Here is a 20,670-nt window from a genome sequence, read left to right on the forward strand (position 1 = left end):
ATCACTCGTCGTCCTCGTCGAGGTCGCCCTCGCGGGAGTCGCCCCCGTCGTGGCCGTCCTCGTCGTAGGCGCCGGGGATGCGACGCGCCTTCTTCGCCGCCAACCGCTCGGACGCCCCGACCCGGTTGTTGGCCTCCAGCCGGGCGTCCGTGCCGCGGCCGGTCATGGTCATCGCGATGCCGGCGGGCGTCGTCGGCTCCCAGTCGAACACCAGCTCGCCGATGGTGACCTGGCAGCCCGGCTCGGCGCCCTTCTTGACCAGCACGTCCTCCACGCCGAGGCGGTTCAGCCGGTCGGCCAGGTAGCCGACGGCCTCGTCGTTGCTGAAGTCGGTCTGCCTGATCCAGCGCTCGGGCCGCTCGCCGCGCACGATGAACCCACCGGGCGTCTCCGGGTCCTCGACCACGGTGAAGCCCGCGTCGTCCACGGCCCTGGGCCGCAGCACGATCCGCGTCGCCTCCTGCACCGGCTTCGCCGCCCGGTACTCCTCGACGATCCGGGCCAGCGCGAACGTCAGCTCCCGCAGGCCCTCCCGGCTGGCCGTGGACACCTCGAACACCGGCAGGCCGCGAGCCTCGATGTCGGGGCGGACCATCTCCGCCAGGTCCTTCGCCTCCGGAATGTCGATCTTGTTCAGGACCACGACGCGCGGCCGCTCGGCCAGGTCGTCGGCCAGTGACGGGGTGTACTTCGCCAGCTCCTGCTCCAGCGCGTCGATGTCCGACAGCGGGTCGCGGTCCGACTCGTAGGTCGCGCAGTCCACGACGTGCGCGAGCACCGCGCAGCGCTCGATGTGCCGCAGGAAGTCCAGGCCCAGGCCCTTGCCCTCGGAAGCGCCCGGGATCAGGCCCGGCACGTCGGCCATGGTGAAGATGGTCTCGCCGCCGGTGATCACGCCCAGGTTCGGCACGAGCGTGGTGAACGGGTAGTCGGCGATCTTCGGCTTGGCCGCGGACAGCACCGAGATCAGCGACGACTTGCCCGCGGACGGGAAGCCCAGCAGGCCCACGTCGGCGACGGACTTCAGCTCCAGCACCAGGTCGTGCGTCTCGCCCGGCTCGCCGAGCAGCGCGAACCCGGGCGCCTTGCGCGCCTTGGACGCCAGCGAGGCGTTGCCGAGGCCACCGCGACCGCCCTGGGCGGCGATCAGGCGGGTGCCCTCGCCGGTGAGGTCGGCGACGACCTCGCCCTCGGGGGTCAGCACGACGGTGCCGTCGGGCACGCGCAGTTCGAGGTCCGCGCCGTTCGCGCCGTCGCGGTTGCCGCCCTGCCCGCCCTTGCCGTTGCCGGCGCTGGCGTTCGGGCGGAAGTGGAAGTCGAGGAGCGTGTGCACCTGGGAGTCGACGACCAGCACGACGTCGCCGCCCCTGCCACCGTTCCCGCCGTCAGGACCGCCCAGCGGCTTGAACTTCTCGCGATGCACGGAGGCGACCCCGTTGCCCCCGTCACCTGCGGCGACGTGGATGACGACCCGGTCGACGAAGCGGGACACGGGGATTTCCTTTCAGCAGAAGCAACGAGGGGCGGGAACCGGAGTGCACCGGTCCCGCCCCTCGTCGGAGGTCGTACACGTGTCGCGGTCTGGCGACTGCCCTCAGGCAGCGACCTCGACCGGGACGATGTTCACGGTCTTGCGACCGCGCTTGACGCCGAACTGCACCGACCCGGGGGTCAGGGCGAACAGCGTGTCGTCCTTGCCACGACCGACGTTGACGCCGGGGTGGAACTTGGTGCCGCGCTGGCGGATCAGGATCTCGCCGGCCTTGACGACCTGACCGCCGAACCGCTTGACCCCGAGGTACTGGGGGTTCGAGTCACGGCCGTTGCGGGAGCTGGATGCACCCTTCTTGTGTGCCATGGCTAGTCAGATCCTCACTTACCGGTGATGCCGGTGACCTCGACGCGGGTCAGCTTCTGGCGGTGACCCTGGCGCTTGTGGTAACCGGTCTTGTTCTTGAACTTGTGGATGCGGATCTTGGGACCCTTGGTCTGCTCGACGACCTTGCCGGTCACCGAGAACTTCGCCAGGGCGTCGGCGTCGGAAGTGACGTCGGAACCGTCCACCACGAGGAGCGGCGCCGCGAAGGTGATCTCGGTGTCCGGCGCGCCTTCGAGCTTCTCGACCTCGATGACGTCACCGACAGCCACCTTGTACTGCTTGCCGCCGGTCTTGACGATCGCGTACATCGGGACGGAAGTCTCCTGCTACTCGACGGGACGGATCGCGCGCGCCTCGGCTCCACTGTGAAGAGCGGACTGGGCTTCGCACGACAGGGTCCACCAGGAAGGCGGGCCGCGTAACAGGTTACGTGGCGTCGGTCGGCGAGGTCAAACCGGGGTCGCCGCGACAGGAAAACCCTGGTCCGAGCCGGTGCGCCATAGTGTCGCCACAGTGGGCGCGCAGTGGCGGCACGGGGGTCGGGGCCACTCGGTCGAGCCCGCGCAGGGGTAACCCCCGAGCGGCGGCCCCCTCGGGCACAGCCAACCACGAGGGGCCGACGGCGTCGGGGGACGTGCCCGCGGCTGTGGACGACTCCGTGGTCGCGAACGGCTCCGGCCGGCCGGGCGATCGTCATAGGACGCGGGCGATCGGACGCGGGCGGTCGGCCCCGAACGGGTGAACCGGAGCGGGTGGGCACGGGTGGGTGGCGCCGTGCGGCGGGCTGTGGAGCCCGGGGGCGGAACGGGCACGGGGACGACCGCGGGTGGCGGTCGTCCCCGTGCGTCCGGTCAGCCTTCCTTGACGCCCAGCGGCGGGCCGGCGGGGCGGGAGGCGGCGCGGCGGGCCGTGCGGCGACGGGTGGTCACCGCCGGGGCCGCCGCCTCCTGGGCCGCCGCCTCCTGGGCGTGCCCGTTGCGGGACTGGTCGGCGGCCTGGGCGGGCTGCTCCGACTGCGTCGGGGCGGGCGCCTGGGTCGGTTCCCCGACCGGGGTGGCGACGGGCTCCTGGGTCGCCCGGGGCGGCTCGGGGGCCTGCGCCGGCTGCTCGGCACCGGTCTGGTCGGCACCGGTCTGGTCGGCACCGGTCTGGTCGGCACCCGCCTGCTCGGCACCGGTCCGCTCGGCCTGCGGCTGCTCGGGCTCGGCGGCCTGGGCTTCGGGCCGGGCGGACGTCGGCCGGCCCGTCACCGGGGCCGTCGGCTCGGACGCGGCCGGTTCCGCCCCGGCCTGCTGGGCCGGGTCGGTCGACGGGGCCTGGTCGCCGGTCGCGGTGGGGGCCGACTGGTCGACCGGGGTGTCCTCCGGACCGTGCTTGATCACGGCGCCGGCGTCCCGACGGGCGCGGCGGCGCTGGCGGCGGTCGCGCTTGGCGGGTTCCGGCGCGGCCTCCTCCTCGACCACCGCGGCCGCGGCCACGGGCTCGGTCGACGCGGGGGGCTCGGCGATCGCATCGGGCTCCTCGGCGGGCTCGACGGTCTGCTCGGCCACCGGCTCGGGGGCCTCGACCGCCTTGGCGCGACGCGACTTGCGGCCACCGCCCTGCTGCTGCTGTTGCTGCTGGGCCTGGCCACCGCCGTTGCCGCCGCCGTTGCCGTGCGCGTGCACCGGCTCGGTGGACACGACCACGCCACGCCCGCGGCAGTGCTCGCAGGTCGTCGAGAACGCCTCCAGCAGGCCCGTGCCGACCCGCTTGCGGGTCATCTGCACGAGGCCCAGCGACGTCACCTCGGCCACCTGGTGGCGGGTGCGGTCGCGGCCGAGGCACTCGGTCAGCCGGCGCAGCACCAGGTCGCGGTTCGACTCCAGCACCATGTCGATGAAGTCGATGACGATGATGCCGCCGATGTCGCGCAGCCGGAGCTGGCGGACGATCTCCTCCGCCGCCTCCAGGTTGTTGCGCGTCACCGTCTCTTCCAGGTTTCCGCCCGATCCGGTGAACTTGCCGGTGTTGACGTCGATGACCGTCATCGCCTCGGTGCGGTCGATGACCAGGTAGCCGCCCGAGGGCAGCCACACCTTGCGGTCCAGCGCCTTGAGCAGCTGCTCGTCGATGCGGTACTCCACGAACGCGTCGCTGTTGCCCACGTGCCGCCGCAACCTCTCCTGGAGGTCGGGGGCCACGTGCCGGACGTAGCCGTCGATGGTCTCCCAGGCGTCGGCGCCCTGGACCACGAGCGACGCGAAGTCCTCGGTGAACAGGTCGCGCACGACCTTGACCAGCAGGTCCGGCTCTTCGTAGAGCAGCTGCGGCGCCTGGGCCTTCGGCGTGCCCGCCTTGTCCTTGATGACCTGCCACTGCGCCTGGAGGCGGGTGACGTCGCGGCCCAGCTCCTCCTCGGCGATGCCCTCGGAGGCGGTGCGGATGATGACGCCCGCGTCCTCGGGGACGACCCGCTTGAGGATGTCCTTGAGGCGCTTGCGCTCGTTGTCGGGCAGCTTGCGGCTGATGCCCGTCGCACCGCCGCCCGGCACGTACACCAGGAAGCGACCGGGCAGGCTGATCTGCGTGGTCAGGCGGGCGCCCTTGTGGCCGACGGGGTCCTTGGTGACCTGCACCAGGACGCTGTCGCCGCTCGACAGGGCCTGCTCGATCTTGCGGGCCTTGCCCTCCAGGCCGGCCGCGTCCCAGTCGACCTCGCCTGCGTAGAGCACCGCGTTGCGGCCGCGACCGATGTCGATGAACGCCGCCTCCATCGAGGGCAGCACGTTCTGCACGCGGCCGAGGTAGACGTTGCCGACCAGCGAACCCGAGCCGGAGGAGGTGACGAAGTGCTCGACCAGGACGCCGTCCTCCAGCACACCGATCTGGGTGCGGTCACCGCGCTCGCGGACCACCATCGTGCGCTCGACCGCCTCGCGGCGGGCCAGGAACTCGGCCTCGGACAGCACCGGGGCGCGGCGGCGGCCGGCCTCGCGGCCGTCACGGCGGCGCTGGCGCTTGGCCTCCAGCCGGGTGGAGCCGCGGACGCTGCGCACCTCGTTCTGCGCGGCCTCCGAGTCGGCCTTGTCGTCGCGGGCGTCGCGGCTGACCTCGCGGACGTGCACGACCGTGTTCGGCGGGTCGTCCTCGTTCGGGGCGGCCTCGTCGTCGGCGCCGGCCTTGCGGCGACGGCGGCGACGGCGGCGACGGCTGGTGCCGCCGTCCTCGTCGGCGGAGGCGTCGTCCGCGGCTTCGGTGTCCGCTTCGGCCTCGGCGGGCTCGTCGGCCTGGTCCTCGTCGGCGCCGACCTCGTCACCCACACCCTTGCCGCGGCCGCGACCACGCCGGCCACGACGGCGGCGGCGGCGGCCCTCGCCCTCGTCACCGGCGTCGTCGGACGCGTCGCGCTCGTCGGCGTCGTGGTCCTCGTCGTCGTCCTCGTGCTGGTCGTCGTCGTCCCGGCTCACCGGGGTCTCGACCACGACCGGCGTCGGCGGCAGGAACACCGCGGACGGCGGCGCGAACAGCGGCGCCAGCGGCGCCACGTCGCGGGCGACAGGAGCCGGCGCCTCGGTCTGCTCGTCGACCTCGCCGGTGACGATGTCGTCCCAGCTCAGCAGACTTTCCGCGACCTTGAGCGCGAGGTCTCGGCTCACGCTCGACTGCGCGCTGCGCACTGATTCGCCGAGGTCGGCGAGCGCAGCCACGACGTCCTTGCTGCTCGCGCCGAGCAGCTTGGCCAGCGCGTGCACCCGCAGCTTGGCGGGGAGGTCGCCCAGATCCGGGTGTCCGGGTGTGGCGTTACCCCCGCCGGCGGAGCCGGCGGGCTTTTCCGTGTTCGACAATGCAGCTCCTCCGCCCCCGGGCGCGTCCCAACCGACGCGGCCGCGCAGGGGCCTCTCTTGTCCACTCACCGCCGCGGCTGGCGGCGGGAATCCTTGCCTCGCGCTGTGGCGCCCGCCCGTGGGGCGTGCGGCACAGCAGGTCCTATAACTCCTCCTCGACGACGCCGTCAGCGCCGCTCCGGCCGTCCGGTCAGACCTCCGCCGCCCTGTCAAGGGCAAGCGGGTCGACCAGGCCGCCTTCGTCGTCGAGCCGCCCCTGCGCCATCCGGGTCGCCTTCGCGGGCACCGGCGGAACCAGGTCGGCGACGACTCGGAGCGCGCTCAGCACGTCGTCGGGTCTCACGGTAGGGGTTGTCTGCCGTACGACCGTCATGAGTATCCCACACGGTTGTGACAAATCCCCGGCATCGTGTCCCGCATCGCTCGAATGCACGTCCACCTGGGCCGACACGACGGCCGGCCGCACGTCGAGCACCTTCTTGCCGTCCTTGGTCAACCGCTCGACCTCGACGGACTCCGCGGCCATCAGCGCGGAGACCGCTTCGGTCAGGTCTTCGGGCGACACGCCGGGCAGTTCCAGCCGCCACGCGCTGGCCTCGATCCGCTCGGGCAGCGTGCCGCCGCTCGACTGGACCACCTCCAGCACGTCGAGGCCGGGCGGCAGCACGGCGTCCAGCGCGACGCGCAGGGCCTCCGGGTCGACCCGGTCCACGACCTGGACCTCGACGTACTCGGCCTCGCTCGCCACACCGGTCGGCGCCGCGCCCACCCATGACACCTTCGGGTGAGGACTGAAGCCCTGGGAGTAGGCCATCGGGACGCCCGCCCGGCGCAGGGCGCGCTCGAACGTGCGTGCGATGTCGCGGTGTGACGTGAACCGCAACCGTCCGCGCTTGGCGTAGCGCAGCCGGAGCTTCTGCACCGGTGCGGCCGACGGGTTGGGCTGCTGCTGGCGGCTCAGTGCTGCTCCCCTGGTTACCCGGGTGGTCCCCGATGGGGTGAGCACCCCAACGGTCCACGCTCCTACTCCAGGAGGACGGTACCGTGGACGTGCTCGGCACCGTTGCGCTTGTCTGCTCCCGTTCACCTGGTTACCGTCCGGTCGGCAGCAGTGAGTAGTGACGGATCGCCGTCGTGGCGACCGGCCCGGTCCAGCCCTGGAGGTCCCCCGTGCCTCTGCTCCGCCGCGTCCGAGCGGTCGCGGTCACGTCGGTGCTGCTCGCGACGGGCTGCTTCGCGGCCACCGCGGGCGCCTCGGCCGAACCCGAGGCCCCGCCGACCACGCCGGGGTGCGTGCAGCCGGGACCGACGCTGCGCTACCTCGTGGTGTTCGAGCGTGGCACCAGCGAGCCGCTGGCGAACGCCAGCGTGGCGGGCGCGTGCGGCACCACGACGGGCTACTACCCGCAGATCGCGGTCGCGGTCGCGGTCTCGGCCGATCCCGGTTTCACCCGCCGGATGGGCGTGGAGCGCACCTACAGCGCCCAGCAGGACGGCCTGTCCAGGCGCACGGGCGCGCCGGCGCGCAAGACGAAGGACGACGAGCTGGGCGGAACGCGCCGGACCGCGGGCGCGGTGGACCGCACCGCCGAGCAGTGGGACATGGACCTCATCCGGGCCGCCGAGGCGCACGCGGTGAGCACCGGCAGCCGCGACGTGGTGGTCGGCGTCCTCGACTCGGGCATCGACCCGGCGCACCCCGACCTGGTGGGCGCGCTCGACCCCGAGCTGTCGGCGGGCTGCACGACCGGTGTGGCCGACCCGGCGCAGGCGGCGTGGTCGCCGACGACGTCGGCGCACGGCACGCACGTGGCGGGCACCATCGCGGCGGCCGACGACGGCCTGGGCACCACGGGCGTCGCCCCGGGTGTGCGGATCGCCTCGGTGAAGGTCGTGGACGACGCCGGGTTCATCTACCCCGAGTACGCGGTGTGCGGGTTCATGTGGGCCGCGGAACGGGGCATGACCATCACGAACAACAGCTACTTCATCGACCCGTGGGTGTTCACCTGCCAGAACAAGGTGGGCCAGTCCGTCGTGTACGAGGCGGTGCGCCGGGCGGTGGAGTACGCGACCGCGCGCGGCGTGCTGACGGTGGCGGCGGCGGGCAACGGGGCGGTCGACCTGACCAAGCCGGGCCTGGACGCGCTGAGCCCGACCAACGCGGCGCCCGAGGACGTGAAGCCGCAGCCGGTGGACAACACGTGCCTGGTGCTGCCCGCACAGCTGCGCAACGTCGTGGCGGTGTCGTCGATCGGTTCGGAGAAGGTGAAGGCCGGGTACAGCTCCTACGGGCTGGGCGCGGTCGACGTGACGGCGCCCGGCGGCGACCGGAAGCAGGTGCCGGACGACGCGCAGAACGGCTGCGTGCTCTCGACCGTGCCGTCGGGGTACGACTACTCGTGCGGCACGTCGATGGCCGCGCCGCACGTGGCCGGGGTGGCGGCGCTGCTGGCGTCCACGCACCCGGAGGCGGGGGCGCCGGAGCTGTCGCGGATGCTCAACGCGCAGGCCGAGACGCTGCCGTGCCCCGCCGACTACGACCTCAACGGCACGGGCGTGCAGGACGCGTTCTGCACGGGGTACTCGGAGTACAACGGCTTCTACGGCCACGGCGTGGTCGACGCGCTGGCCGCGGTGCGGGAGTGATCCCGCACCGGTCGGCGAAACGGGTGTGACGAACATCACCCACCGGGGTGGGTCCCCGGCGGGGTCAGGGCTTGGTCAGCGCCGGGTTGCGCACCGGTGAGCCCTTGCCCACCGGCGAGATCGGCAGCAGCGTCCGCCCGGTCGGCCCGACCTCGATGTCCGTGCCCATCGCGGGGCACACACCGCAGTCGAAGCACGGCGTCCAGCGGCAGTCGTCCTGCTCCCGCTCGTCCAGCGCGTCCTGCCAGTCGGCCCAGAGCCACTCCTTGTCGAGCCCCGAGTCGAGGTGGTCCCAGGGCAGGACCTCCAGCTCCTCGCGCTCACGGGTGGTGAACCAGGCCAGGTCCACGCCCAGCGGCTCCAGCTCGGTCGCGGCGGCGTTCACCCAGCGGTCGTAGGAGAAGTGCTCGGACCAGCCGTCGAAGCGGCCGCCCTCGCGCCACACCCGCTCGATGACGAGGCCGATGCGCCGGTCGCCGCGCGACAGCAGTCCTTCGATCAGGGACGGCTTGCCGTCGTGGTAGCGCATGCCGATGTTGCGGCCCAGCGAGCGGTCGGAGTTGACCGCGTCGCGCAGCTTGCGCAGCCGGTCGTCCACGGTCTCCGGGTCGCACTGCGCGGCCCACTGGAACGGGGTGTGCGGCTTGGGCACGAACCCGCCGATGGAGATGGTGCAGCGGACGTCCTTGCGGCCCGACACCTCGCGGCCGGCGCGGATGACGTTCTTGGCCATCTCCGCGATCTGGAGCACGTCGTCGTCGGTCTCGGTGGGCAGGCCGCACATGAAGTACAGCTTCACCTGCCGCCAGCCCGCGCCGAACGCCGCGCTGACGGTGCGGATCAGGTCCTCCTCCGACACCATCTTGTTGATGACGCGGCGGATGCGCTCGCTGCCGCCCTCGGGCGCGAACGTGAGGCCCGAGCGGCGGCCGTTGCGGGACAGCTCGTTGGCCAGGTCGATGTTGAACGCGTCCACCCGGGTCGACGGCAGCGACAGGCTCGTGTTGGTGCCCTCGTAGCGGTCGGCGAGGCCCTTGGTGACCTCGGCGATCTCGGAGTGGTCGGCGCTGGACAGCGACAGCAGGCCGACCTCCTCGAACCCGGTGGCCTCCAGGCCGCGCTGCACCATGGCGCCGATGCCCTCGATGGAGCGCTCGCGCACCGGGCGGGTGATCATGCCCGCCTGGCAGAACCGGCAGCCGCGCGTGCAGCCGCGGAAGATCTCGACGCTCATCCGCTCGTGGACGCTCTCCGCGAGCGGCACCAGCGGCTGCTTCGGGTACGGCCACGCGTCGAGGTCCATCGTGGTCCGCTTGAACACCCGGTAGGGCACGCGCTCGCGGTTGGGCACGACCCGCTGGATGCGCCCGTCGGGCAGGTACTCGACGTCGTAGAACCGCGGCACGTACACGCCACCGGTCTCGGCGAGCCTGGTCAGGACCTCGTCGCGGCCGCCGGGGCAGCCCTCGGCCTTCCAGCGGCGGACGATGTCGGTGATCTCCAGGACGGCTTCCTCGCCGTCGCCCAGCACCGCCGCGTCGACGAACGCCGAGATCGGTTCCGGGTTGAACGCCGCGTGACCACCGGCCACCACGATCGGGTGAGCCTCGGTGCGGTCGGCGGCGTGGACCGGGATGCCGGCCAGGTCGAGCGCGTTGAGCATGTTCGTGTAGCCGAGCTCGGTGGCGAAGCTGACGCCGAACAGGTCGAACGCGCCGACGGGCCGGTGGCCGTCCACGGTGAACTGCGGCACGCCATGCTCGCGCATGAGCGCTTCCAGGTCGGGCCACACGGCGTAGGTCCGCTCGGCCAGCACGTCCGGCTGCTCGTTGAGGACCTCGTACAGGATCATGACGCCCTGGTTGGGCAGCCCGACCTCGTAGGCGTCCGGGTACATCAGGGCCCACCGCACGGCGGCGGCGTCCCAGTCCTTGACGGTCGCGTTGAGCTCCCCGCCGACGTACTGCACCGGCTTGGACACCCTCGGCAGGAGGGGTTCCAGGGCGGGGAAGACCGACTCGACACTCACGCGCCCCAGGGTAACGGCACCGCCGGCGGCGCTCCGAACAGCGGGTGCGCCTCAGGTCAGCAGCAGCCTGCCGAGCCGCCGCGACGCGACGGCCACCCCGACGACGGCCATCACCGCGAAGTAGGCGACGTGCCCGAGGTCGGCCCAGGCGACGTTCCCGGTGGTCAGGCCCCTGGTCAGCTCGATCGCGTGGTACAGCGGGGTGCACCGCACGACCGCCTGCAACCAGCCCGGGTACACCGACAGCGGGTAGAACGTGGTCGAGAACAGGAACAGCGGCAGCACGGCCAGCTGCACCAGGTCGAAGTCGTGCCACGAACGCATGAACGTGGCCGCGGCCATGCCGACCGCCGCGAACGCCACCGCGACCAGCAGGCACACCGGCAGCGCCAGCAGCGCCCACGGCGAGTCGACCAGGCCGAACGACAGCATCACCACGAGGAACCCGCCCGAGTACAGGCCGCCGCGGATCAGGCACCACGTGGCCTCGCCCAGCGCGATGTCGACCGGTCCCATCGGGGTGGCCAGCACCGCGTCGTAGACCTTCGCGTACTTGAACTTGAAGAACAGGTTGAACGTCGCGTCGAACACCGCGCCGTTCATCGCCGAGGCGGCGAGCAGGGCGGGCGCGACGAACGCGGCGTAGCCGATCGGCCCGTCCGGCCCCTGGACGGTCCCGACGAGCCGCCCGAAGCCGAAGCCGAGGGAGAGCAGGAAGAACAGCGGCTCGAAGAACCCGGACACCACGGCGAGCCAGGCACGCCGGTTGACCACGTAGGCGCGTTCGACCAGGGCGTGCGCGCGGCCCGCGTACAGGCCGGGCGGGACCAGCCGGAACAGCAGGCCGCGGGTCGTCCCCGACGCGGCGCGGTCGAGGGTGCGGGTCATCGGGTCAGCCTCCGGTGGAAGTGGCGGCGACCCAGCACGACGCCCACGGCCACCATCGCGGCCAGGTAGGCGACGTGGCCGAGGGCGGGGAGCACGCCGAGGGTGCCGAACGCGGCGCCGCGGGCCAGCTCGATGCCGTGCCACACGGGGGTGAGCCAGGCCAGCGGGTGCAGCCAGGCGGGTAGTTGGTCGAGCGGGAAGAACGCGCCGGTGAACAGGGTCATCGGCATCAGCAGGAACCGGTAGAGCGAGTTGAACGCGTCCGGCTTCCGCCTGGTGGCGGTGAAGGCGATCACGGGCGCGCTGAACGCCATGCCGGCGAGCACCGCGAACGGCAACGCCCACAGCGCGGCGGGGGTGGTGACGGCGCCCAGGGCGGTGGCGACGGCCAGGAACACCAGCGTGCTCGCGGTCAGCCGCAGCGCGTTCCACAGCAGCCGCCCGTGCAGGACCTGCGCGGGCGTGATGGGGGTGGCGACGATCCCGACGTAGGTCTGCTGCCACTTGAACGCCGAGAACACCGCCCACGTCGACTCGAACATCGCGTTCTGCACGGCGGTGAGCACCAGCAGCGCCGGGGCCAGGAACACCACGTACGGGTGACCGCCGGTCGCCGGCCCGGCCTGCACCTGCGAGCCGAAGCCGAGGCCCATGGCCAGCAGCATCAGCACCGGCTGGAGGAAGTTGGAGATCACCGTGGCGCGCCAGTTGCGGCGGTACCACACCCAGTGGCCCTCCACGGTGAGGAAGGCGGCCCGCAGCGGGCCGGTCACGTGCCCGGCCATCAGTCGACCAGCGTCCGGCCGGTGAGGCGCAGGAACACGTCCTCCAGCCCGGAGCGGCGCACGAGGCTCGACACCGGCCGCACGCCCCGCGCGTGGGCCGCGGACAGGGCAGCCTCGCCGTCGTCGGCGTAGACCAGGACCCGGTCCGGCAGCACCTCGACCCGCTCCCCCAGGTCGCGCACCGGTCCGGGGTCCTGCTCGCCGGGCGGGAAGCGCAGTTCGAGGACCTCGCGGGTCGAGTGGCGGCGGATCAGCTCGCCGGGCGCCCCCTCGGCGGCGATCCGGCCGCCGTCCATCACCACGAGCCGGTCGCACAGCTGCTCGGCCTCGTCCATGTAGTGCGTGGTGACGATGAGCGTGACGCCGGACTGCTTGAGCCGGAACAGCCGGTCCCACAGCAGGTGGCGGGCCTGCGGGTCGAGGCCGGTGGTGGGTTCGTCGAGCAGCAGCAGCTCCGGGTCGTTGACCAGGGAGCGGGCGATCGTGAGCCGGCGCTTCATGCCGCCGGACAGCGGTTCGACCTCGGCGTCGGCGCGGTCGGTGAGCTGGGCGAACTCCATCAGCTCGACCGCCTTGGCCCGCACCGCGGCGCGCGACAGCCCGAAGTAGCGGCCGTAGACCTCCAGGTTCTGCCGCACGGTCAGCTCGGTGTCGAGGTTGTCCTGCTGCGGCACCACGCCCAGCCGCGCGCGGATCTTCGGGCCGTCCACGTCCGGGTCCATGCCGAGGACGGTGAGGTCGCCGCCGGTGCGCGGGGAGACGCAGGAGACCATCCGCATGGTGGAGGACTTGCCCGCGCCGTTGGGCCCCAGGAAGCCGAACGCCTCCCCCGGTCCGACCTCCACGTCGATGCCGCGCACGGCCTCGAACGTGCCGAACCTCTTGGTGAGTGCCTTGGCTTCGACGAGGGGCGTCACGTGGATCACGGTAGCGGTGGGGTCCGACGGCGCAGGGGTGGTTTTCCTCCGCGCGGCCGCCCGTTCCCGCGATCACCGTCCCGGGGGACGGCGCGGGCACCCGCGTCGGGATCGGTCGGCACGCGAACGGCCCGGAACCGCGGGGGGTTCCGGGCCGTTCGAGGCGTCGCTCAGAGGTTCGGGAACCAGAGCTTGATCTCGCGCTCCGCCGACTCCGGCGAGTCCGAGCCGTGGACCAGGTTGAACTGGACCTCCAGGCCGAAGTCACCGCGGATCGTGCCGGGGGTGGCCTTCTCGACCGGGTCGGTGCCGCCGGCCAACTGGCGGAACGCGGGGATGGCACGGGTGCCCTCCACCACCAGCGCGACCAGCGGGCCGCCGGTGATGAACTCGACCAGGTCGCCGAAGAACGGCTTGCCGTCGTGCTCGGCGTAGTGCTGCTCGGCGGTCGCGCGGTCCACGGTGCGCAGTTCGAGGGCGGCCAGGTGCAGGCCCTTGCGCTCGATGCGGGAGATGACCTCGCCGACCAGGCCTCGGCTGACGCCGTCGGGCTTGACCAGGACCAGGGTGCGCTCGCTCACGGCGGTCAGTACTCCTTCGTACGGGATTGTGCAACTGGGGTCCAGGGTAACGGTGGCCGGCACCCTGCCCGCCGTGACCACCGAGAACGACCACACCGGCGGGGGCCGCGCGGGGTCGGCGCTGACCGGGGCCGCCCTGCTGTTCGTGCTGCTGCGACTCCTGGCGGTGTCGCACTACGACTGGCACACCGCGTTCGCGCTGCTGCACACGCTGGACCTGGAGGACGCCCCGGGGGTGTTCCTGGGGACGTTCATGGCCGACTCGCGGATCAGCAGCGCGCTGCTCGTGCTGATGGTGCCGCTGACGGTGTTCTACGCGGTGGGCACGCGGTCGCGCGCGGGCGCCGTTGGCGACGGCGGTGCTGGTGGCCTTCCCGGTGGCGCACGTGCTGACCTACCACCGCTGGTGGGTGCCGGTGGGCGCGGTGGTGCTCACGGGGCTGCCGGTGGTCGTCGAACGGCTGCGCCGGCGTCCCGGCCTGACCGGGGTGGTGACGTTCGTGCTGCGCCGCTTCGGGTACGTGGTGGGCGCGGTGGCGCTGGTCGTCGCGGCGCTGGTGGCCACGCCGTGGGTGCCGCTGGAGCGCATCGGGACCGACGAGCCGTTCGAGGGGTACGTGATGGAGACCAGCCCGGGGTTCCTGAAAGTCCTCGGCGCGCAGGAGCGGGAGTTCCGCATCCTGCGCGCCGAGGACGTCCGGTCGCGCACCGAGCTCGCCGACCACTGACGGGCGTCGACGAGCGCCGACCGCTAGCGGGTCAGGACCACCACCGAACGGGGCGGGACGGTGACCGCGCCGCCGGCCGCGGTGGCCTTATCGGTGCTCAGGGCGTGGGTGGTCCAGTCGCCCGCGACGGCGGCGGACTTCGCCACCGGGTACGGGTTGACCACGACCAGCACGCCGTCCAGCGCCGGGTCGACGTCCGGGCCGGCCGTGTCGTCCAGGTGCGCGACGACGAGACCGGGCTCGGCGGTCGGGAACGACAGCTTCCGCTGCACGAGCGCCGCGTCGTTCAGGCTGAACAGCGGCGACGACCTGCGGATGCGCAGCAGCTCCAGGGTGTTGTCCACGGCCGTGCGCATGTCCGCCGGCGACGGCTTCAGCGCGGCGTTCGCGAGCAGCGGCGCGGCGTGGGGCCACTTGTCCCGGTTGTCGGGGGCCGGCGGGAGGCCGCGGCCGAACCCGTTGTCCCGCAACGACGGGTCGTAGCGGTTGAACCAGTCGCCGGAGTCGTAGCTGTTGCGGTCCAGCGACTTGGAGCGCAGGAACTCCGCCCCGGCGTGCAGGAACGGCTGGCCCTGGCCGAGCAGCACGGGGGCGAGCGCCACCTTCTGCATCCGCACCCGGTCCGCCGGCGACGTGCCGACGGGCAGCTTGAACGTCTGCGAGTCGTGCAGCGTCTCGTTGTCGTGCGCGTCGACGTAGGTGATCACGTCGGACGGCCCGCCCGCGTACCCGGCGGGTGAGCCGTTGTACGTCACGTCGCGGCCGGCGACCGTGCCGCCCGACGTCGACTCGAACCGGTAGGACGCCGTGTTGCCCGCCATGCCCAGCTTCACCAGGTCGGTGTAGTTGGCCAGGCGCGCGGCCACGTCGCCGTTGGCCGGGGAGCCGTTGAGGTCGCCCGCGAGGCCCGACGCGAGGCCCTGCGCGCGCGGGTCCTCGTCGAACGGCCCGCCGCCGCGCACGGCGTCGCGCAGCCGGTCGCTGAACGTGCCGATGCCGGTGCCCGCCATGTTCGCCTGGGTGGCCTGCTCGAACCGGGCGTTGCCGGCGACCTCGCCGAAGTCCCAGCCCTCGCCGTAGATCCGGATGTCGCGGCCGGCCACGCCGTCGCGCTCGACGGTGAGGGCGTCCAGGGCGGCCCGCACGGCGAGGACGTTCGCCTTGGGGTGGTGGCCCATCAGGTCGAACCGGAACCCGTCGACCTTGTACAGCTTCGCCCAGCGCACCGCGGAGTCCACGACGAGCTTGCCCATCATGGCGTTCTCGGTGGCGGTGTTCGCGCAGCACGTGGAGTTGGCGACGGTGCCGTCGAGGTTCAGCCGTTGGTAGTAACCCGGCACCACCTTGTCGAGCACCGACGTCGCGGCGTCACCGGAGGCGGCGGTGTGGTTGTAGACCACGTCGACCACCACGCGGTTGCCGTTGGCGTGCAACGACTTCACCATCTCGCGGTACTGCTTCGAGCGCGCCCACCCGGTCTGCGCGTCGTCCGTGGCGTAGGAGCCCTCGGGCACGTCGTAGTGGAACGGGTCGTAGCCCCAGTTGAAGCCGTCCCCCGCCGCCGCCTCCGCGACGCACGCCTGCTGCGCCTCGGACGCCGGGGGCAGCGAGCCCAGGTCGCAGGCGGGCCGCCGCTGGTCGGCGCGCTTCTCGGGGATGGTGGCGATGTCGAACGTGGGCAGCAGGTGCACGGTGTCCAGCCCGGCCTCGGCGAGCTGCCGCAGGTGCGTCATGCCGGTGGACGAGCGGTGCGTGAACGCCTTGTAGGTGCCCCGGTCGGCGGCGGGCACGGACTCGTCGCCGATGGAGAAGTCCCGCACGTGCAGCTCGGTGACGCCGTGCTCGGTCGGGTCGCCGCCGAGGCCGCGCGCCACCTCCGACGCCCAGCCCTCGGGCATCGTGCGGGCGTCGCCCAGGTCGGCGAACTGCGAGTGCGTCGAGTCCACCGCGAGGGCCACCGAGTACGGGTCGGTCACGCTGACCGTGCGCCCGGCGACCGTGACCTCGTAGAGGTAGTACTTGTCCTTCCACCTCCCGGACGCCGACCACGAGCCGGACGCGTCGTCCCGGACGAGGTCCACGGTGCGGACGGGGTCGCCGGCGGGTCGGTCGTAGAGCTTGAGCTTCACCGACGACGCGGTGGGCGCCCACAGGCGCGCGGTGACGTCGGCGCCGGCGAACGTCGGCCCGTAGGCCAGGCCGGTCGCCGCGGCGGCGAACCGGTCGTCCAGGACGCCCGCGACCTGCACGCCCGTGCGGTGGCGCAGCCCGCCGCCGGAGTCGACGTGCACGGCGGAGAGCCTGCCGCGCAGCGCCTCGTCCACCCGGCCGGTGTCGGCGGCGCGGACCTCGAACACCGGCTTGCCCCGCAGGTGCGGGAACTTCTCGGGCACGGCCTCGGTCGACGGGTCGAGCCGCAGCACCTTGCCGTCGTACTCGATGCGGTAGCCGTCGGACGCGACGACCGGCACGTCCCACACCACGAGGTCCTTCGTCACCCAGATCGCCTTGGCCTTGGTGAGGTCGTCCTCCACGGCCTCGCCGCCGGACGGGGGCAGCACGTAGGAGATCGAGCCGTCGGCCTTGGTGGAGCCGGACACGTACCAGACCTCGTGGCCGGTGCCGGCGACGTCGAGGAACTGGTCGGGTCCGGGGTCCTTGGCGTCGCCCTTGTGGATGATGTTGCTCAGCCCCGGCGCGCCGGGTTCGAGGGCGACGGACCAGTAGGCGCCGAAGCCGTCCGCGCCGTCGGGCACGCGCGACTGGTTCCAGCCGGGGCTCGGTTCCAGCGACCCCGTCCAGTGGTACAGCGTCCAGCCGGCGTAGTCGCCGTCCGGGCGGTGGTAGTGGATCACGGCGCGGTTCTCGGCGGCGGCGGGGCTCGCGTGCACCTCGCCCCCGGCGACCCAGGCGTGACCGGCGGTGCGGCCGGTGGCCTCGACGACGCCGTCGCGCACCACGGAGAACTCGACCGGGGACGTCGTCGGGATCGTCGCGACTCCCCCGGTGAACGGGTGGTCGGTGGTGCCGACCCGCGCGACGAGGCCCGTCGCGTCACCGGTGTGCGTGACGACGGCCCGGCCGGTGGCGGCGACCTCGGTGGGGTGCACGGCGGTCCGCCCCTGCGCGAGCCACACCTGCGGCGTCGCGCCCGGGTCGACGAACCGGTCGCCGTCGGTGTCCTTCTCGTCGCCCTTGTGCGCGATCAGGCCGACCGATCGCGCGCCCGGCTTCAGCTTCACCCAGGCGAACCGGCCGTACGGGGTCTCCCCCGCGAACGGCAGCGGCGCGTCCCACGTCGGGGCGCTCTCCACGTCGCCCCACACGTGCAGGCCCCAGCCCGCGTAGTCGCCGGCCGGGCGGTTGTAGTGCACGACCAGCCAGTCCGAGGACGTCGCGCCCGGCGGTTCGACCGGCGGCGCGGCGACCAGCCCGACCTTCGCGCCGTCCGCGCCCAGCGCGCCCCGCGCGTCCTTCGCGACGACCCTGACCTCGACGTCCTTGCCGACCGCCGCGCCCGGCAGGGACGCCAGGTCGGCGAACACGCGGTACGGCGCGGCGTCGTCGGTGCCGATGACCTGCCAGTCGCGCTCGCCCGCGACCCGCGCGGCGAACGTGGCCTGCGCGTACGGGGAGGTGACGCCGTCGGCGCGCAGCTCCACCCGGTCGTCCAGCACGGTGCCGGCGGGCGGCACGACCAGCGTCGGCGCGGGCGCGGCGGACGGCAGCCTGCCCGTGCCCTTCAGCACGAGGGCGGACAGCGCGGGCACGGTCACGGTGACCTTGCCGTCCTTCGCGTTCACCTGTGCCCCGGCCGACGGCCACACGGGCCGGTAGCCGGCGCCGGACGCGGGGACCTCGACGGTGGCGGGCTCGGTGCCCGCGTTGGCGACCACGAGGTGCTCGACCTGCCGGTCCCGGGCGGTGCGGCTGAACGCGAGCACGTCGCCCCGGGCGAGGCGCAGGGCCTGGTTGCCGTCGCGCCACACCGGGTCGGCGTCGACGAACTCCGCCAGCGCCTTGAGCTGCCGGTACAGCGGGTGGTCGGTGCGGAAGTTGTCGACCGCGCCGGTCCGGTCGCTGCCGATCAGCTGCTCGGCGGCGTACTCCGGGGTCTTCGAGGCGGACATGTCCTGCCGGGCGTCCTTGTCGCCGCCCGCGCCCGCGAAGCCCTGCTCGTCGCCGTAGTAGACGACCGGGTTGCCGCGCCACAGGTACATGAGGGCGTTGCCCAGCTCCAGCCGGTCCAGCAGCTCCGCCTCGGACGCGCCGGGCCGCTTCTGCCCCACCATCCACGCGATGCGGCCCATGTCGTGGTTGCCGAGGAAGGTGGGCAGCGAGGAGGCGTTCGAGTCGGCGTCGGTGTAGCGGTCGTCGTCGACGAGCACCTCGGCGAGCCGCTCCGCGCCGCCACCGGACAGGAACGTCGCCGCGCCGCTCTGGAACGGGAAGTCCAGCGTGGCCTGCATGCGGCCCTCGGTGGTGTAGCGCGAGGTGAACGCCGGGTCCGCGTCGAAGACCTCGCCGAAGACGAAGAAGTCCCGCTTGCCGCGCATCTCCGCGTACCGCTGCACGTGCGGCGCGAGCGCCTGCCAGAACTCCATGTTGACGTGCTTGACGGTGTCGACGCGGTAGCCGTCGATGCCGAGCGTGTCGATCCAGCTGGTGAAGATCCGCTTCATGCCCCTGACGACCGTCGGGTGCTCGGTCATCAGGTCGTCGAGGCCGTGGAAGTCGCCGTACTCGGCCGACTCGCCGCTGAACGTCGAGTCGCCCCGGTTGTGGTAGAGCGACGGGTCGTTCAGCCACGCGGGGGTCTTCTGCCCGTTCACCACCGGCGTGTACGGCCCGGTGATCTCCGGGAAGTCCTCCCGCCCCGCGATGGCGGAGATGTCGACCGGGTCGCCCCGCTCGTCCAGGTAGGGCTCGGCGCCCGTGCTGACGTAGTCGTACTCGCCCTCGGCGTGCCCGATCAGGTCGGCGGTGTGGTTCGCGACGATGTCGAAGAACACCTTCATGCCGCGCCGGTGCGCGTCCCGGATGAGGTGCCGCATGTCGTTGGTGGTGCCGAAGTGCGGGTCGAGCCGGGTGAAGTCGGTGGTCCAGTAGCCGTGGTAGCCGGCGGACACGTCGGCGCCGGAGCCCTGCACCCACCGGTTGCGGAACATCGGGGTCAGCCAGATGGCGGTGATCCCCATGCCGTCCAGGTAGTCGATCCTGTCGCGCAGGCCCTTGAGGTCGCCGCCGTGGTAGAAGCCCTTGTCCGCGGGGTCGAAGCCGGTGGTGAGGCGGTCGGCGCCCGACGTGCCGCCCCGGTCGTTGCTCGGGTCGCCGTTGGCGAACCGGTCGGGCATCACGAAGTAGAACCGCTCTCCCCTCAGGTCCTCGCGCAGGGCGTCCCGGGCGAGCGAGCGGTCCCCGGAGCGGGTGCCGGGCGCGACGTCGACGACCGAGCCGACGGCGAGCCGCTCGGCCGCCTCGGCCCGTTCGGCGACCGCCGGGGGTGGGGTGAACGGCACAACGGCCAGGGCGATGAGCGCGGCGACGGCCCGACGCATCGCGACCTCCTTGTCGCAAGTTCTTGCAACCCGCCCCGGCACGGACGGCGGGGCGGGTTGCACAAAACCACGACAATCCTGGCCGAACAAGCCCCAGACGGCTGCAACTCCTTGCAGGATATTGCGTCAAACCCGCACGCCGTCACCCTGCGCGAACGCTCAGAACGCCCGGAGCAGTTCGAGTTCCGCGTCGGCGCCCTGGCGCACGTACACCGAGCCTTCCGCGCTCCAGACCCCTTCGAGGAAGGCGTAGATCTGGAGAGCGCGGTTGATCGCATCGGTCTTGGTGTCGCCGGTGAGGGTGATGGCGTCCACGAGCGCCTTCGACGAACGCGGGGTCAGGTTGACCGTGACGCGCTCCAGCGAGCCGTGAGCGCGTTCGACGCCGACGGGGTTGTTCCGGTTCGGACTTCCGCTCATGTCGCTCTCCTCCGCCGATGCACTGCCGGGCCTTCGTCGAGGACGTCACCCTCCCGACAGACGACGCTACAAGGACGCTCAGTCATCGTCAAGCAAGATGCTGATCGTCATATGACTATCAGTCAGACATTCAGCCTTTATCACCTGACGTCCGCATGTACATCACACGATCGTGGCCAATAGGATGCGCAGGAGCGCCACCAGTGCGGTCGGCGTCGACCACGGAGGAGATGACATGCACTTCGGCAGCAGGAAGCGGCGGAACGAGGAGATCACGTGCACCGAACTGTCCGAGCAGTTCCCCCGCGACAGGGCGGAAGCCGTCATCCACCTCGGCGGGGGCGTCGATCGGGACGGCGCCTGGATCCAGGCACGACATCACGGAGGGCGAAACAACCCAGTCACCACC

The 20,670-nt window shown here is 72.4% G+C and carries 15 protein-coding genes; 2 read left to right on the forward strand and 13 right to left on the reverse strand.

Annotation, left to right across the window (positions count from 1 at the left end):
- Position 1: 1 nt before the first annotated feature.
- The 5 genes from obgE to CKY47_RS18895 all read right to left on the reverse strand — a co-directional run bounded on the left by obgE (position 2) and on the right by CKY47_RS18895 (position 6,628).
- Entirely contained in the window at positions 2 to 1,492 is a 1,491-nt protein-coding gene (gene obgE / locus CKY47_RS18875) for a GTPase ObgE (RefSeq protein ID WP_306747173.1), read from the reverse strand.
- Positions 1,493 to 1,594: 102 nt separating this feature from the next.
- On the reverse strand, positions 1,595 to 1,858 hold the full coding sequence (rpmA, locus tag CKY47_RS18880; RefSeq protein ID WP_306747174.1) for a 50S ribosomal protein L27: 264 nt from the start codon (positions 1,856 to 1,858) through the stop codon (positions 1,595 to 1,597).
- Between the two features lie 14 nt (positions 1,859 to 1,872).
- Positions 1,873 to 2,187 carry a 50S ribosomal protein L21 gene (gene rplU / locus CKY47_RS18885; protein WP_306747175.1) on the reverse strand — a complete coding sequence of 105 codons (315 nt, stop codon included), beginning with the start codon at positions 2,185 to 2,187 and terminating at the stop codon, positions 1,873 to 1,875.
- Positions 2,188 to 2,730: 543 nt separating this feature from the next.
- Positions 2,731 to 5,706, reverse strand: a complete 2,976-nt coding sequence (locus CKY47_RS18890; protein WP_306747176.1) for a translation initiation factor IF-2 N-terminal domain-containing protein — start codon at positions 5,704 to 5,706, stop codon at positions 2,731 to 2,733.
- Between the two features lie 190 nt (positions 5,707 to 5,896).
- Positions 5,897 to 6,628 (reverse strand): TIGR03936 family radical SAM-associated protein, encoded by a 732-nt coding sequence (locus CKY47_RS18895; RefSeq protein WP_306747233.1) that lies wholly within the window; start codon positions 6,626 to 6,628, stop codon positions 5,897 to 5,899.
- 248 nt (positions 6,629 to 6,876) lie between these two features.
- Between CKY47_RS18895 and CKY47_RS18900 the strand changes: the two genes are divergently transcribed.
- Entirely contained in the window at positions 6,877 to 8,355 is a 1,479-nt protein-coding gene (locus CKY47_RS18900) for a S8 family peptidase (RefSeq protein ID WP_306747177.1), read from the forward strand.
- A gap of 64 nt (positions 8,356 to 8,419) precedes the next feature.
- Here CKY47_RS18900 and CKY47_RS18905 read toward each other — a convergent pair whose 3' ends face one another.
- The 5 genes from CKY47_RS18905 to ndk form a co-directional block, all read right to left on the reverse strand.
- Positions 8,420 to 10,384: a TIGR03960 family B12-binding radical SAM protein gene (locus CKY47_RS18905; protein WP_306747178.1), complete on the reverse strand. Its 1,965-nt coding sequence runs from the start codon at positions 10,382 to 10,384 to the stop codon at positions 8,420 to 8,422.
- Positions 10,385 to 10,435: 51 nt separating this feature from the next.
- Complete coding sequence (locus CKY47_RS18910) at positions 10,436 to 11,272, reverse strand: ABC transporter permease (RefSeq protein ID WP_306747179.1); 837 nt, start codon at positions 11,270 to 11,272, stop codon at positions 10,436 to 10,438.
- Positions 11,269 to 12,057: an ABC transporter permease gene (locus tag CKY47_RS18915; protein ID WP_306747180.1), complete on the reverse strand. Its 789-nt coding sequence runs from the start codon at positions 12,055 to 12,057 to the stop codon at positions 11,269 to 11,271. Before CKY47_RS18915 ends, CKY47_RS18910 begins: the two co-directional genes overlap by 4 nt.
- Entirely contained in the window at positions 12,057 to 12,974 is a 918-nt protein-coding gene (locus CKY47_RS18920) for an ABC transporter ATP-binding protein (RefSeq protein ID WP_371320694.1), read from the reverse strand. The genes CKY47_RS18915 and CKY47_RS18920 overlap by 1 nt, the downstream gene beginning before the upstream one ends.
- Positions 12,975 to 13,144: 170 nt before the next feature.
- Positions 13,145 to 13,555 (reverse strand): nucleoside-diphosphate kinase, encoded by a 411-nt coding sequence (ndk, locus tag CKY47_RS18925; protein ID WP_306747181.1) that lies wholly within the window; start codon positions 13,553 to 13,555, stop codon positions 13,145 to 13,147.
- A gap of 365 nt (positions 13,556 to 13,920) precedes the next feature.
- On the opposite strand from ndk, the gene CKY47_RS18930 reads away from it, so the two are divergent.
- Positions 13,921 to 14,283 carry a hypothetical protein gene (locus tag CKY47_RS18930; RefSeq protein WP_306747182.1) on the forward strand — a complete coding sequence of 121 codons (363 nt, stop codon included), beginning with the start codon at positions 13,921 to 13,923 and terminating at the stop codon, positions 14,281 to 14,283.
- A gap of 23 nt (positions 14,284 to 14,306) precedes the next feature.
- On the opposite strand, the gene pulA is transcribed toward CKY47_RS18930, so the two are convergent.
- The 3 genes from pulA to CKY47_RS18945 all read right to left on the reverse strand — a co-directional run bounded on the left by pulA (position 14,307) and on the right by CKY47_RS18945 (position 20,588).
- Positions 14,307 to 19,841 carry a pullulanase-type alpha-1,6-glucosidase gene (pulA, locus tag CKY47_RS18935; RefSeq protein WP_306747183.1) on the reverse strand — a complete coding sequence of 1,845 codons (5,535 nt, stop codon included), beginning with the start codon at positions 19,839 to 19,841 and terminating at the stop codon, positions 14,307 to 14,309.
- Positions 19,842 to 20,000: 159 nt separating this feature from the next.
- Complete coding sequence (locus tag CKY47_RS18940) at positions 20,001 to 20,261, reverse strand: hypothetical protein (protein ID WP_306747184.1); 261 nt, start codon at positions 20,259 to 20,261, stop codon at positions 20,001 to 20,003.
- 162 nt (positions 20,262 to 20,423) lie between these two features.
- Complete coding sequence (locus CKY47_RS18945) at positions 20,424 to 20,588, reverse strand: hypothetical protein (protein ID WP_306747185.1); 165 nt, start codon at positions 20,586 to 20,588, stop codon at positions 20,424 to 20,426.
- Positions 20,589 to 20,670: the final 82 nt, after the last annotated feature.

Origin of the sequence: Saccharothrix longispora, assembly GCF_030852425.1 — a bacterium.
GTDB lineage: Bacteria > Actinomycetota > Actinomycetes > Mycobacteriales > Pseudonocardiaceae > Actinosynnema > Actinosynnema longispora.

What these genes read in the sequence shown, in the direction of transcription:
- rpmA (WP_306747174.1), bottom strand. Translation starts at nt 1,858, where the DNA reads ATGGCACACAAGAAGGGTGCATCCAGCTCCCGCAACGGCCGTGACTCG.
- rplU (WP_306747175.1), bottom strand. Translation starts at nt 2,187, where the DNA reads ATGTACGCGATCGTCAAGACCGGCGGCAAGCAGTACAAGGTGGCTGTC.
- CKY47_RS18910 (WP_306747179.1), bottom strand. Translation starts at nt 11,272, where the DNA reads ATGACCCGCACCCTCGACCGCGCCGCGTCGGGGACGACCCGCGGCCTG.
- CKY47_RS18915 (WP_306747180.1), bottom strand. Translation starts at nt 12,057, where the DNA reads ATGGCCGGGCACGTGACCGGCCCGCTGCGGGCCGCCTTCCTCACCGTG.
- pulA (WP_306747183.1), bottom strand. Translation starts at nt 19,841, where the DNA reads ATGCGTCGGGCCGTCGCCGCGCTCATCGCCCTGGCCGTTGTGCCGTTC.
- CKY47_RS18940 (WP_306747184.1), bottom strand. Translation starts at nt 20,261, where the DNA reads ATGAGCGGAAGTCCGAACCGGAACAACCCCGTCGGCGTCGAACGCGCT.
- CKY47_RS18945 (WP_306747185.1), bottom strand. Translation starts at nt 20,588, where the DNA reads ATGACGGCTTCCGCCCTGTCGCGGGGGAACTGCTCGGACAGTTCGGTG.